A 14,528-nucleotide genomic window follows, 5' to 3' on the forward strand; every position below is an offset into this window, starting at 1 on the left:
ATTGTACCTATTAACTGAGGTGATGGCATGAATAAGACAACAGAAAAAAGAATTTTTATTTTTGTTTGTACTGCACCGGCACTACTACTGTTAGCCATTTTTATGATTGTTCCTACAATTGAGGTATTCAGGATGTCCTTATATAAGTGGGGAGGATTTTCTAATAATAAGGTATTTGTTGGATTAGAAAACTTCAAGATTTTATGGAATGATATGAATTTCTTTCGATCTCTCCAAAACAGTATCGTATTAATTGTTATTGTTACACTTATCACGATGGTGATGGCGATCTTGTTTGCCACTTTGTTAACGAGAGAAAAAATAAAAGGTAAAAGTTTCTTTCAAATTATTTTTTATCTCCCGAATATTTTATCCGTTGTAGTTATCGCGGGAATATTTTCTGCAGTTTATGATCCGACTACAGGATTGTTAAATAATATACTTGCTTTATTTAACCTTGAAAATCTTCAAAAGATGTGGCTTGGCAATCAAAAAATTGCCATATACAGCATTGGCGGGGCACTCATTTGGCAAGCGATTGGTTATTATATGGTCATGTATATGGCGGCAATGGCAAGTATTCCGGAAAGTTTTTATGAAGCATCTGCTTTGGAAGGTGCTGGACGGGTCAGACAATTTTTCAGTATTACGTTACCGTTAATTTGGAATAACATTCGGACGACGTTAACTTTCTTCGTTATTAGTACGATTAATTTAAGTTTTCTACTCGTTCAAGCGATGACTGGTGGGGGACCCGACGGATCGACGGAAGTGTTTTTAAGCTACATGTATAAGCAGGCTTACACGAATTCTTCTTACGGTTACGGTATGGCTATTGGGGTGGTCATTTTCCTATTCTCATTCGCATTATCTGCAATTATAAGCGGTGTCACTAAAAGGGAAGTGTTGGAGTATTAAGGAGGTCCAAAAAGATGGAAACACAAAAACGAATGACAACAGAAACAGCTTATCGAGATCCAAAAATGATGGAAACCGAAAAAGAAATGATTGTAGAAGCAGTTTATAAAGCCCCAAAAAAAGTTAAGCCCCAAAAAGGTATGACTACAGAAGCAATATATCGTTGTTTTATATATGTAGCACTGATTACGTTAGCAATTTCTATTATTATTCCTGTTGCATGGGTTTTCTTAGCCTCAGTGAAGCAAAACTCGGAGTTTTATGGAAGTCCTTGGGCCATGCCGAAAAGTTTCTATTTTCAAAACTTTATCGATGCTTTCCAAAAAGCAAACATGGGTACCTATATGTTGAATTCAGTCATGGTAACCGCGTTGGCTCTGCTCATTTTATTGATTGTGGCCTTACCAGCAGCCTATGTATTGGCAAGGTATACCTTTAGAGGAAGCAAGTTAATAAATACTTTTTTTAAAGCTGGATTATTCATCAATGTGAACTACATTGTTGTTCCAATTTTCTTGATGTTATTGGACGGAGATACCTTTTTACAAGGCCAAATTGGTGATGGATTTCTACTAGATAATTTATTTGTTTTAGCATTGGTATATGCGGCGACGGCATTACCATTTACCATTTACTTGCTGTCTAGTTTTTTTCAATCGCTTCCATCTACATATGAGGAAGCGGCGTTGGTCGATGGTGCAGGATATTTCAAAACAATGATTTCAGTCATGATTCCTATAGCTCGTCCAAGTATTATTGCCGTCATTTTATTTAATTTTCTTGCCTTTTGGAACGAATACATTATTGCCTTAACATTAATCCCAGGACCAAATAAAACGTTACCTGTTGGGTTAATGAACTTGATGGCAGCTCAAAAATCTGCTGCGAACTATGGTCAAATGTATGCAGGCATGGTTCTTGTCATGCTACCAACTTTGATTTTATACATCATTGTTCAAAAAAAATTAACACAAGGAATGACCCTTGGTGGTTTAAAGGATTAGAGGAGGATTTACATGAAAAAGAAAAAAGGCCGTGTTACTTTACCGAGTGAAGAAAATTTTCTTAAGGAAACAAAAGAATTGATGGAACGATGGGGCGCGGATGCGATTCGTGATAGTGATGGAACGAAACTAGACGATGATATTAAACAATTGGATGCGAAAATTTATACGACCTATTTTGTTGCTCGAGCTCACAATGAGTTCGCAGAGAAGCACATGGATGAATGCCAGCAACTGTATTTAATGAGTTTGTTCAATACTGCGCTTACTGACAACCTTGAAATTAATTTTATGAAAGGCTACTTTGAGAAACAATTAAAGCCGGATTACATTCACAGTCCTAAAAAATACTGGGAGGTTATTGACCGGACAACAGGAGAAATTGTTGACGTGAATGATTGGGAAGTAAACGAAGAGAAAAATTGTGTTTTGATTACGAAGGCGATTCCTTGGCATGAATATACAGTTTCATTCCTAGTATATGCAATTTGGGATCCAACTCAAATGTACAATCATATTACAAATAATTGGGGCGATAAGCCACATGATATTCCTTTTGATGTGAGGCAGCCACATTCCAATGAATTTATGAAAACCTATTTAAAACAATGGCTGACAGAAAATCCAGATACAGATGTGGTCAGATTTACAACGTTTTTCTATCATTTTACCCTTGTATTTAATAATCTTGGCAAAGAGAAATTTGTTGATTGGTTCGGATATGGTGCTAGTGTTTCAGTTGCTGCATTGGATGCTTTTCAAAAAGAAAAGGGTTATCGTTTAAGACCAGAGGACATTGTTGATCAAGGTTATTATAATACTTCGTTTCGAATTCCAACTACCGCATTTTTAGATTATATAGATTTTGTTCATAAGTTTGTTGCTGAAGAAGCAAAGAAACTTGTGGATATTGTCCATGAAAGTGGAAAAGAAGCAATGATGTTCCTTGGTGATAACTGGATTGGTACAGAACCATATGGAAAATACTTCGAAAATATCGGATTGGACGCAGTTGTAGGCAGTGTGGGCGGCGGAGCCACACTACGTATGATTGCAGATATACCACATGTTCGTTACACAGAAGGGCGTTTCTTACCTTATTTCTTCCCAGACACTTTTTACGAAGGTAACAACCCGACGATTGAAGCGAATGAAAACTGGTTAACGGCACGCAGAGCGTTATTACGGAACCCCGTTGATCGTATCGGCTATGGCGGTTATTTAAGTCTAGCTTATCAATTCCCGGAATTTATCTCCTATATTGAAAAAGTTACCGAGGAATTTCGTGAAATTCATGACACGATTAAAGGTGTTCAACCATACAGCGGTCTTAAAGTTGCAATTTTGAATTCTTGGGGCAAATTGAGAACTTGGCAAACACATATGGTTGCTCACGCTCTATGGTATAAACAAATTTATTCTTATTTAGGTGTTTTGGAATCTTTGAGCGGGGCTGCTGTGGAAGTTTCATTCATTAGTTTTGATGATGTCATTAACGAGGGGATACCTGAGGATATTGACGTTATCATTAATGCCGGCGATGTAGGCACAGCTTTTTCAGGAGGGGCTAATTGGATTAATGAAAAGTTAGTCACTACCATTAGGGCCTGGATGTATAACGGTGGAGGTTTCATAGGGATTGGCGAACCGACAGCCTATCAGCATGAAGGACATTATTTTCAATTGGCGAACGTCTTAGGGGTTGACAAAGAATTAGGATTTAGCTTATCAACAGATAAATATTTTATTAATCCTGTCGAAAATCACTTTATTTCTGCTGACAGCACCCAATTTGATTTTGGAGAAGGAATGAAAAACATTTATGCGTTATCAGATAAAACCGAAATAATCGAATATTCAAATGGAGAAGTTCATCTTTCAAGTCATCCGTTTGGAGAAGGGAGAGCTGTCTATATAGCAGGGCTGCCATACAGCGAAGAAAATACACGTCTGCTAATGCGTGCGTTATACTATGCTGCTAATAAAGAAGGAGAATTTCAAAAGTATCATGCGAGCAACATTTATTGTGAAGTCCATGCATATCCATCTATTCAAAAAATGGCGATTGTTAACAACTCGATGATCGAACAAAAGACAGTTGTATACGACGGACAAGGAAACAGAAAAGAAGTGACATTGGCACCTAGTGAAATCAGATGGGAGGACGTTTTAAATGAAGGGTAATATTTTATTCATTATTAAAATTGTTGTGTTTATCGTATGCCTGTCTTTAATTATCATCTATCAAAAGACAGCTGGTAAATTCGAATTAGGTATGATGTTGATTGGATTAGCTGGTCTCTTAGGGCTACTTTATGACTACAATCGGAAATACGTATAAATCAACCAGGGCAAGTGAATTAATCAAGGAATCGCACATATATGTTCAACGATAACAATTATAGAAAATTACTCAATACTTCAAATACAAACCTAGGGGTGCGGACAAATGAAAAAGGCAGTCGGCATTGATATTGGGGGAACGAAGATTGCAGCGGGAGTCATTTCGGACACAGGTGAACTGCTTGAACGAGCGGAAATAAAAAGTGATCCTTCAGACCGAGAAAAAATGTTTGGTAAAGTTGTAGAAGCTGTGGAGCAAGTTCTCAGAAAATCATCGATTTCCATCGCGGATATCGAGGGAATTGGTGTTGGGGTGCCGGGAAAAGTGGATTTCGAGAAGGGAATTGCCGTTTTTCAAAACAATTTACCTTGGAGGCAGTTTCCTATTTTGGTCCGTTTGCAAGAGCAATTCGGTATTCAGCGGATCACGATTGACAATGATGTCTATATGGCGGCTTATGCCGAATGGAGAGCAGCGCATGTAAAAGAGGATGAAACCTTTGTCTACGTGACTATAAGTACGGGAATATCTTGTTCTATCATTCATAAAGGCTCATTTTTTAGGGGGGCAGGATTTGCTGGAGAACTGGGTTTGATTCCTGTCCTCTCGAGAGGGGGCAATGAACGATTAGAAAAAATTGCTGCTGGGCCAGGGATTCAGAGAATAGCCGAAAGGGACTTACAGGTAGATACGATTTCAACAAAGGATGTTTTTGCTAGTTATATAAATGGGGTACCAGAATATCAGTCCATCATCAATGAGGTAACTGATTATTTAGCTCAAGGTCTTTATAAGATTTCATGTTTATTAGATCCGCATAAAATGGTTTTTGGTGGCAGTGTCATTGTGAAAAATCCATTTCTACTGGAGTTGATTAAAGAGAAGCTGAAAAGGTATCAGCTTCCAGAGCAACAACATCTTTTGGAGCAGATGAGCATCAGTACATTGGCGCAAAATAATGGAGTTACTGGTGCAGGCTTACGAGTATTTGAAGGTATGCAATGAGGTGGCGCCGGTCTTCTTTTATAGAGAGAATGATGGCAAATAGGTAGAGGAGTGGACGAATATGTTTACATTAAGTCAAGAAAACTTAGCTTCGTTAGGTGCATCGATAACAACAGCGGAAATAAGAAGGCAGCCTGATTTATGGGCTGAAACCTTTGCTTTGTATATGGAGAAAAGCGAGGGAATAGAAGAGTTTTTGAAAAAAATAGTAACGAAACACAACCGGGTTCGAGTTGTTTTTACAGGCGCTGGAACGTCTGCCTATGTCGGTGATACAGTCACCCCTTATTTAATAGAAAAAGCCGATGAACAACAGTGGGAAGTACTTAGCATTCCGACAACAACGTTAGTTTCAAATCCTTACCAATTTTTCAAAAAGGATTTTCCGACTTTACTCGTTTCATTTGCTAGAAGCGGAAACAGTCCGGAAAGTGTTGCTGCTGTACAATTAGCTGAGCAAATAGTAACGGATTTGTATCAAATAACGATTACTTGTGCGAAAGACGGTAAATTAGCCAAACGGGCCGTGAATAATGAAAAGAATTTATTGCTATTGATGCCTGAAAAATCAAATGATCAAGGATTTGCAATGACAGGAAGTTATACTTGCATGGCGTTAACGGCATTACTCGTTTTTGATTCTATATCGACAGAAGAAAAATCGAAGATAGTGAAAAAAATCCATCAAATGGGTCAAAGTGTCATTCAAAGAGAAGGTGACATTCAAAAGATAGTAGATTTTGATTTTGACCGAATTATTTACTTGGGCTCTGGTAGTTTAGAAGGCTTAGCGAAAGAATCACAATTAAAAATATTAGAACTGACAGCTGGGAAAATTGTTACCGTATTTGATTCACCACTCGGATTCCGACACGGTCCAAAATCATTTGTAAACGAAAAATCATTGGTTTTCGTGTTTGTTTCTAACCATCCGTATACACGTCAATATGATTTAGATATGTTGAAAGAAATGCAGCAGGATGACATTGCCAGTTACATTTGTGCCATCGAGGTTGAGGGAGAAACTAAGTATGCTGGGAACAGATTTGTATTCGGCAGCGAGGCTCAGTCTGTACCAGATGCCTACTTAGCGTTACCTTTTGTCATGATTGGGCAAACAGTCTCACTGTTAGCTTCCGTGAAAGTAGGCAATACACCTGATACACCTTCACCGACAGGAACAGTGAACCGTGTCGTTAAAGGTGTTACCATCTACGAATATGAGTAACTAGGATAGGAGAAACATATATGTCTATTTTTATCTTTGCAGATAAGTTTTTTCTTGAGGAGATGGTTACGGGGCCTGGATTTTTAGAGATAAAAGACGGAAAATTCGGTGTTTTTTCAGAGGCTAGGCCAGAGGATACGGCAGAAATTATTGAGTATAGAGGACATTGGATCGCTCCTGGCTTAGTAGACACACATATTCATGGATTTAGAAATCACGACATTATGGACAATAGTTTTGGGGGGCTGAACCAAATTTCGGTAGGACTCCTTTCTTGCGGCGTTACATCCTTTTTACCGACAACTTTAACATCCTCAATAGAATCGTTAAATAACGTCGTTGAAATGATTGGTGCCAACTACACAAAAGTGCAAGGTGCAAAAATTAAAGGAATCTTTTTAGAAGGACCATTTTTTACTGAAAAGCATAAAGGAGCACAAAACACGAAATATTTTTGTGACCCATCAGTTGAAATGCTGAAAGTTTGGCAGGAATTATCAAATAATGCAATTAAAAAAATCGCGATTGCACCTGAAAGGAAAGGGGTAGCGGAATTTATTGAATATGCTGTAGGAGAAGGGATTGCAGTGGCGTTAGCTCACAGTGACGCAACGTATGAAGAAGCAAAGCAAGCGGTTGAAAAAGGAGCTTCCATTTTTATTCATACTTTCAATGGAATGAGTCCATTGCATCATCGTGAGCCAGGGATGGTCGGAGCAGCCATGAATCTAAAAGATGTTTTTGCCGAAATCATATGTGATGGACATCATGTTCATCCTGTTGCCGCAAATGTTTTAATGAATATCCGCAGCAGAGAAAAGGTTGTTATGGTATCTGATTGTATGATGGCCGGAGGTATGCCTGAAGGAATGTATCAGCTGGGAGAATTTCCTGTGAAAGTAAAAGATAGGATGGCTCGTTTGGAAAACGGAAGTTTAGCAGGGAGCATTTTGCAATTAAAAGATGCTGTCAAAAATGTCGTCGAGTGGGGAATTGCTTCACCTGAGGAAGCGATTTACATGGCGAGTACGGCACCAGCTAAAAGTATGCAGCTCGATGGCGAATGCGGGAAGATTGCCGAGGGATATGATGCTGACTTTATTGTGATGACACCAGAGATGGATGTAACTGCTACTTATCTTGACGGTGTATGCCGTTTTCAAGATTAAACAAATTTCTGAAAGAGGGATTACCAATGATACTATCTGTCACCATGAATCCATCGGTCGATATTTCCTATCCGATTCATGAATTAAAGTTAGATGTTGTTAACCGTGTAGAAGCGGTTCATAAAACTGCTGGTGGAAAAGGCTTGAATGTTGCGCGAGTAATCGCTCAAATGGAAGAAGGTGTCTTAGCGACAGGTGTGCTTGGTGGTACGATTGGGGAATTCATTATTCAAGAATTAAATAAAGTCAATATTTCAAATGACTTTTTGAAAATCAAAAAAGAATCAAGAAATTGTATTGCCATTCTTCATGAAGGGATGCAAACAGAGATTTTAGAATCTGGGCCAACATTATCCAAAGAAGAAGGGGCTCGTTTTTTAGAAAAATTTGAATTTCAACTTGCAACAGCTTCACTTGTGACAATTTCGGGTAGCTTACCGAAAGGGTTACCGACTAACTATTATTATCAAATGTTAGAAATCTGTCATAAAAATGGAATTCCAATAATTATGGATTCGTCAGGGGAATCTTTGAAACAAGCGATGGTGCATAAAGAAAAACCATTTGCCATCAAACCAAATACAGCGGAATTATCTCAGCTGTTGGGCATTGGCGTGGAAGCGGGAATCATAGATCTAAAGCAAGTATTAAACCATGAACTATTTACTGGGATTGAGTGGATTATCGTGTCAATGGGTAGTGAAGGTGCATTTGTTAAGCACGGCGAGGACTATTACAGAGTTACGATCCCGAAAATAGAAGTGGTCAATCCTGTAGGGTCTGGTGATGCAACAGTTGCAGGATTAGCTGTGGCACTACATCAAAACCAAACGGTCGAGACTGTTCTTAAAACAGCGATGACTACAGGAATGTTAAATACGATGGAAGCTGGAACGGGTTATATTAATATGAATAAGTTTAAACATTACTTTGATCTCGTTAAAGTTGAAAAAATAGATTGAAAGAGGAGAATGTTGATGTTAGAACTAACCAAAAATAAATTGGAAGCTCTAAAACGTTTATCTGCTGAAAAGGGCATAATTGGAGCATTGGCTATTGATCAACGTGGTTCATTGAAAAAAATGATTGCGTCTGGCGGTGCAAGTCATGTTGGAGATGAAGGCATTATCCGTTTCAAAGAATTAGTTTCTGAGGAATTAACACCATTTGCTACAGCGATTCTTTTGGACCCTGAATACGGTCTGCCGGCGGCTAAGGTCCGCGATAAAGAATCGGGCTTAATCGTAGCGTATGAAAAAACTGGATACGATGCATCAGAAGTAGGCCGATTGCCGGATTTATTACCAGAATGGTCAGTGAAACGATTAAAAGAAGCAGGTGCAGATGCTATTAAATTTTTACTCTACTATGATGTCAATGAAGATGAAAAAATTAATAACTATAAACATGTCTATATGGAACGTATCGGATCTGAGTGTGCAGCTGAAGACATACCATTTTTCTTAGAGATTGTTACGTATGATGCTGACAGTGATGATGTGAAAAGTAACGCATACGCAAAAATAAAACCGTATAAAGTGATTGAGGCGATGAAGGAGTTCTCGAAACCGCAATATAAAGTAGATGTATTAAAAGTAGAAGTTCCAGTAGATATGAACTATGTAGAAGGATATACAGAAGGTGAATTTGTTTATAGTAAAGAAAAAGCAGCTTCCTATTTCAAAGAACAAAGTGAAGCAACTAAGCTGCCATTTATTTTCCTTAGTGCAGGAGTAAGCGCAAAATTATTTCAAGAAACATTAAAATTTGCTAAAGACTCTGGATCTACCTTTAACGGAGTGTTATGTGGTCGGGCAACTTGGAAAGACGGTGTTATGCCGTTTGCTATAGGTGGTGAGCAAGCAGGGCGTAATTGGTTAAAAGATATTGGTAGAAGGAATACTGAAGAACTGAATCTCGTATTGAGAGAGACAGCTAACTCATGGTTTACTAAAGTAAAAATAGCAGCTGAACTTCAAAGTTAGTATAATATCTTTTCTTCTGTTTTTATATGGAATGAAGAAAAATGAGCAGACATTCGTCTGCTCATTTTTTTAGTTGCGTCCAGTATGACCACAAATTCTAGAGTAAGAGATCGGAACAGTTAAGGGAGCAGTAATCATGACTAAAGGGAGAGAGAAGAACCGTTACATATAAATAAATCGAATAATATTAATTATCGTATAAAATCTAATCGATTGAACGTAGTAAAATTCAGTAAAAAACATACTTAAAAAGGTAACAACATCCTTATTTTGTAAGCGTTTTAAAAAGACAATATAACTAAAAAAAGAAACAATATCTTTATTGAGTGGGCACATGAAAAAAACTATTCTAAACATAAGTGAAAGCGGTACCTTTCAGGTTTTAGTATGTTTTAAAAAAGAATGTGCAGGTATTGTTTTTAACTAAAATTTAAATTTAAAAGGGGGAGAAGAATTGGAGAGTAAGCATTTCAAGAGAGCTTTTAATACCCTTCTTGCACTTGTGCTAATTGTGCCGACATTTTTAGTTAGCATGATTGTACCATTACATGCAGGGGCAAATGTGTCTAATCCGTGGGTCACAATTTCATCAGGAGGAAACGAAATCAATGCAATAATAGAACAAAATGGGAAGTCCTATGTAAGGCTTGGAGCAGGTGCCGGAAACGATAACGGGGCTAAAGCTGCAATTTTTCAAGAACAAAATAAAATCGCTAAAGAATCGGGAACGATGGCGTATACCTTTACTCCAGAAACCAGTGGAGAAGATACTAGATTTGGTTTCTATCCTCATTATATTGACAATAATAACTTCGTTTTTGTAGGCTACGACTCACTTGGATGGTTCTATGAATACAAATATCAAGGAAAAGGTGATTGGTTAAAAACGAGACCGAATGTTGCACTTCCAGAGGCTGGGACCTTACATTCCATAAAAATCGATTATAATGCAACCACTATGAACATTACATTAGATGGAAAAGATTTATTTGGACCGGTTACTTTACCTAATGATGTAAATAACCTCCTTACAGGTAAGGAAGCAGTTAAACTCGGTGCTTTTGGAGATAAAAAAAGTCAAGTTCTCATCGAATTAGGAGCTGCATCTGGTGATGGAGGCACGGATCCAGGAGATGGAAAACTTGTCGACATTACGGATAATAAATTAGAAGAAGGCGACTTGAAAATTATCTCAGGAGACGGAAAAGTTACTTATAATGCAGACGGTTCAGCAACTTTCGGTGTTACATCTACCCAAAAGAATCGAATTGTCTATAACCAAATGAAATCGATTAAAAATGGTGTTTTTGAAGCTGATGTAACTACTAATACTGATAAGATGAATCGCTTTGGATTAATCTATCGTGTTCAAAATGCATCTGCATACACATATGTGGGAACAGGGGATACGAACGACCAGTATTTTGGTGAAACATTTGGTCCTATCAACAATTGGACGTCGATGACTTCAAATGTGCCGTTACAAGCAAAACAAACATACCATTTACGTTTAGTATTCATGGACGATGTTGCAACGTTATACATTGATGGTAAAAAGGTAGATTCATGGACATTAACAGGTGGTGTAGATCAGGCGGGGGGACTTGGATTTGAAAAAAGCCGAGGTGCTGCCGATATTACGATTTCTAATATCAAAATCAAGGAATATAGTGCACCAAAGCCTCCAGATACTCCATCAGTAGAAGATACATTAAAGTCAAAGTATATGGATGTTACTATTGACCAAGTATTCCCGCGGGTTGTGAAATACAAAGTTGGCGATAAAGTAATGAATGGACAAGAATCACCTGTTTACGGATTGAAAGTAAATGGTGCACTATACTATCCTAAAGTAAGCTTTGAAAAGCTAAGCGATAGTGAAGCGCTATATACATTAAAAGTTGTGGATGAAATGAAAAACCTTGATGCTGTATTTAAAGTATCTTTGAAAGTAAATGATAATAAAGTTATTTATAGTTTCGATGAAATTAAAAATAATGGCAGTGCAAAAATTGAAACAGTTGAGTTTGCTGATATGAACGTTATCTCAGTAAATTCGGTGCAAAAAGGTGCAAAAGCTAAATTAACGAATATTAGTACTGATGTGAGGAAATCAGGAGATGTGGATGTAAGCGTAGATTCTTCAATGGGGGAAATAGGTACATCTACTAAAAATTATACTGCATTTTTATCAACTGACGAATTGAGTGCGGGTGTATGGTCTAGTTCAGAAGTGGATGGCTATAAAAACTTAGTTGCAAATCGATATGTAAATAAAAATGGTGCTAAGGCAATGGGGATAGGTTCTAGTGCACTCTATTACCAAAGAGATTTTATGCCAGATCCACAAAAAAATAAACCAACTATTAAAATAGCTATCGCTAAAGATTTGAATACTGATAATAAGACAGATTGGCAGGATGCAGCGATTGCATACCGTGATATTATGCAAGACATTAAAGGATATCAAGATGTAAACAATAATGTTGGAATGCGTATTGCAATGAATTTCGGATCACAAGCACAACAACCATTCTTAAAAACAGCAGATAATATTAAAAAGGTTGCTCTTGCTACAGATGAATTGGGGCAGGCTGTTTTATTAAAAGGATATGCAAACGAAGGACATGACAGTGGTCATCCGGATTACGGTAATGTAGGTGAGCGCATGGGTGGCGTTAAAGATTTGGATACGCTTATTAAAGAGGGGCATAAGTATAACACCCAATTTGGTGTCCATATCAATGCGCAAGAAGTTTATCCTGAAGCGAAAGCTTTCAACAATGATTTTATTGATCGTCCAAATTCTTTAGGATGGGGATGGCTAGATCAATCTTATACAATTAATAAATTAAAAGATTTGTATACTGGAGCACGTGCGAAAAGACTAGATGAATTGAAAACTGCTGTTCCAAATCTTGACTTTATTTATTTAGATGTATGGTATCAAAATCAATGGGAATCAAATAGAATAGCAGATCAATTTAAAGATAGGGGCTGGAGACTAACAACGGAATTTGGTGGTTCTATGGCCAATAATTCAACGTGGCAACACTGGGCTACCGATAAAAACTATGGTGGACCGGAAAGTAAAGGGATCAACTCAGAAGTACTACGCTTTATTAGCAATCACCAAAGAGATTCTTGGGTGTTGAATTGGCCTGAAGTAGGAGGAACTGCTGATCATCCGTTACTTGGTGGATTTGAATTAGCTGGTTTCGAAGGATGGCAATCTGATAAGAATTTTGATAATTTTATTCGCATGACATTTGATACGAATCTACCTACTAAATTCTTACAAAAATATTATGTAACGAATTGGACAGCTGTAGAAGGGGATAAAAGCAAGACGAACTTAGAAAAGGAAATAAAATTGAAAGACCCAAGTAATGGAGATGTTGTCGATGTAACTAGAAAAGACAATTCTAGGGAACGTGTTATTACACTGAATGGAAACGTTGTACTTGATGGACATACTTATTTAATTCCCTGGGTGAAACAAGATTTTAAAAATCCAACTTCTAATTCTGAAAAACTATATCACTGGAATTTGGAAGGTGGTACAACAACTTGGACACTTCCAGATGAATATAAAGATGCATCTAGTGTATATGTATACAAACTGACAGATCGTGGTAGAGCAGATATGAAAGAAGTCAAGGTCGTAAATAATAAGGTGACTTTGAAAGCTGATGCGGCAACTCCTTATGTTGTTGTACCAAAAAGAGATAAAGGTTTGGAAATTATTGACTATGATTGGAGCAAGGGTGCTCATATATATGACGCGGGATTCAATACAGGAAAAGTAAGTGCATATACAACTATTGAGGGAGATAACAAAGCTATAAGCGCCGTTAGAACGAATCAAACTGGAAGCAACCGCAATGTAAGTAGTGGAGATTACTACTTGAATATTGATAGTCCGTCAAAAGATACAACTGTTTCACGTGTCCTAACTGGTTTGGAACCAGGTAAAGATTATGTAGCAGAGGTGTATGTTGAAAATAATAGTGATGTAAAGGCCGGAATTACAGTAACAGGTGGGAAAGAAGACGTTAATAATTACACGCTTCGCAGCCTGCAAAAGAACTATGTTAAGGCAGATTCACATGCTTCAAATGATGGATACAATAGCAAAATGCAAATCATGCAAGTAAGCTTTACAGCTGAAACGAATAAAGCTAAATTAACTCTCAGCCGTGATGCTGGAAAAGGAAACACAAAATTTGATGATATTCGGATTGTTCAAAAATCCTTAAAAAATTATGTTTCACCAACGGAATTTAAACAAGATTTTGAATCGGTAGTACAAGGTATTTACCCATTCGTTATCGGTAACACAGAAGGAGTAGAAGACAACAGAATTCATCTGTCTGAACTGCATGCTCCATATACGCAAAAAGGATGGGCAGGTAAAAAACTAGTCGATGATGTATTAGGTGGGAATTGGTCCGTTAAAGTGAACACTGGAAATAAAGGTTTGCTGTACCGTACGATTCCTCAAAATTATCGTTTCGAACCAGGCGTAACTTATAAAGTATCATTTGATTACCAAACAACAGCAAATGCATTCCGTTTTATTTCAGGGGATCAAGAAATTGATGTTCGAGACATTGTGAGTGCAAAGGGATTGAGTGTGAATAATACTCTTGCTGCATCTACTGATACAAAAACGGCAGAGTTTACTGTGACAGGCTCTGAGAATGGTCAAACTTATGTTGGAATTTTCAGTGATGGAACGAATTTAAACGGTGATACTGGAGCAGGTACGTTTATTTTAGATAATTTACGTATTGAAAAAAGGTGACTACAGGGGGGAGACACAGAGATAAAAATCTCGAATTAAGATAAAGGGAGTTTTATAGCTCGTGTAAT

At 37.5% G+C, this 14,528-nt stretch carries 10 protein-coding genes; all 10 read left to right on the top strand.

Translation table 11 applies throughout. The features are described from left to right. Nucleotides 1-27 precede the first annotated feature (27 nt). The 10 genes from MHB74_RS09960 (at nucleotide 28) to MHB74_RS10005 (ending at nucleotide 14,460) form a co-directional block, all read left to right on the top strand. Nucleotides 28-918, top strand: a complete 891-nt coding sequence (locus MHB74_RS09960) for a carbohydrate ABC transporter permease (RefSeq protein WP_061676478.1) — start codon at nucleotides 28-30, stop codon at nucleotides 916-918. Between the two features lie 14 nt (nucleotides 919-932). Beyond that, complete coding sequence (locus MHB74_RS09965; protein ID WP_081110106.1) at nucleotides 933-1,922, top strand: carbohydrate ABC transporter permease; 990 nt, start codon at nucleotides 933-935, stop codon at nucleotides 1,920-1,922. A gap of 12 nt (nucleotides 1,923-1,934) precedes the next feature. Beyond that, the gene (gene gnpA, locus MHB74_RS09970; RefSeq protein WP_061676477.1) at nucleotides 1,935-4,106 is read left to right on the top strand and encodes a 1,3-beta-galactosyl-N-acetylhexosamine phosphorylase; all 2,172 of its coding nucleotides are present in this window, start codon (nucleotides 1,935-1,937) and stop codon (nucleotides 4,104-4,106) included. After that, entirely contained in the window at nucleotides 4,096-4,263 is a 168-nt protein-coding gene (locus MHB74_RS09975; protein WP_168216099.1) for a DUF6903 family protein, read from the top strand. Before gnpA ends, MHB74_RS09975 begins: the two co-directional genes overlap by 11 nt. Nucleotides 4,264-4,371: 108 nt before the next feature. Further along, a complete protein-coding gene (locus MHB74_RS09980; protein WP_061676476.1) occupies nucleotides 4,372-5,271 on the top strand; it encodes an ROK family protein in 900 nt (299 codons plus the stop codon). Nucleotides 5,272-5,332: 61 nt separating this feature from the next. Next, complete coding sequence (locus tag MHB74_RS09985) at nucleotides 5,333-6,499, top strand: SIS domain-containing protein (protein WP_061676475.1); 1,167 nt, start codon at nucleotides 5,333-5,335, stop codon at nucleotides 6,497-6,499. A gap of 20 nt (nucleotides 6,500-6,519) precedes the next feature. Further along, on the top strand, nucleotides 6,520-7,668 hold the full coding sequence (nagA, locus tag MHB74_RS09990; protein ID WP_061676474.1) for an N-acetylglucosamine-6-phosphate deacetylase: 1,149 nt from the start codon (nucleotides 6,520-6,522) through the stop codon (nucleotides 7,666-7,668). 26 nt (nucleotides 7,669-7,694) lie between these two features. After that, nucleotides 7,695-8,630 carry a tagatose-6-phosphate kinase gene (gene lacC / locus MHB74_RS09995; protein WP_061676473.1) on the top strand — a complete coding sequence of 312 codons (936 nt, stop codon included), beginning with the start codon at nucleotides 7,695-7,697 and terminating at the stop codon, nucleotides 8,628-8,630. Between the two features lie 15 nt (nucleotides 8,631-8,645). Then, nucleotides 8,646-9,653 (top strand): tagatose-bisphosphate aldolase, encoded by a 1,008-nt coding sequence (gene lacD / locus MHB74_RS10000; RefSeq protein WP_061676472.1) that lies wholly within the window; start codon nucleotides 8,646-8,648, stop codon nucleotides 9,651-9,653. A 454-nt stretch (nucleotides 9,654-10,107) separates the two neighbouring features. Continuing rightward, nucleotides 10,108-14,460, top strand: a complete 4,353-nt coding sequence (locus MHB74_RS10005; RefSeq protein WP_061676471.1) for an endo-alpha-N-acetylgalactosaminidase family protein — start codon at nucleotides 10,108-10,110, stop codon at nucleotides 14,458-14,460. Nucleotides 14,461-14,528 lie beyond the last annotated feature (68 nt).

Source organism: Bacillus sp. FSL K6-0069 (assembly GCF_038007785.1).
Taxonomy (GTDB): domain Bacteria; phylum Bacillota; class Bacilli; order Bacillales; family Bacillaceae_G; genus Bacillus_A; species Bacillus_A mobilis.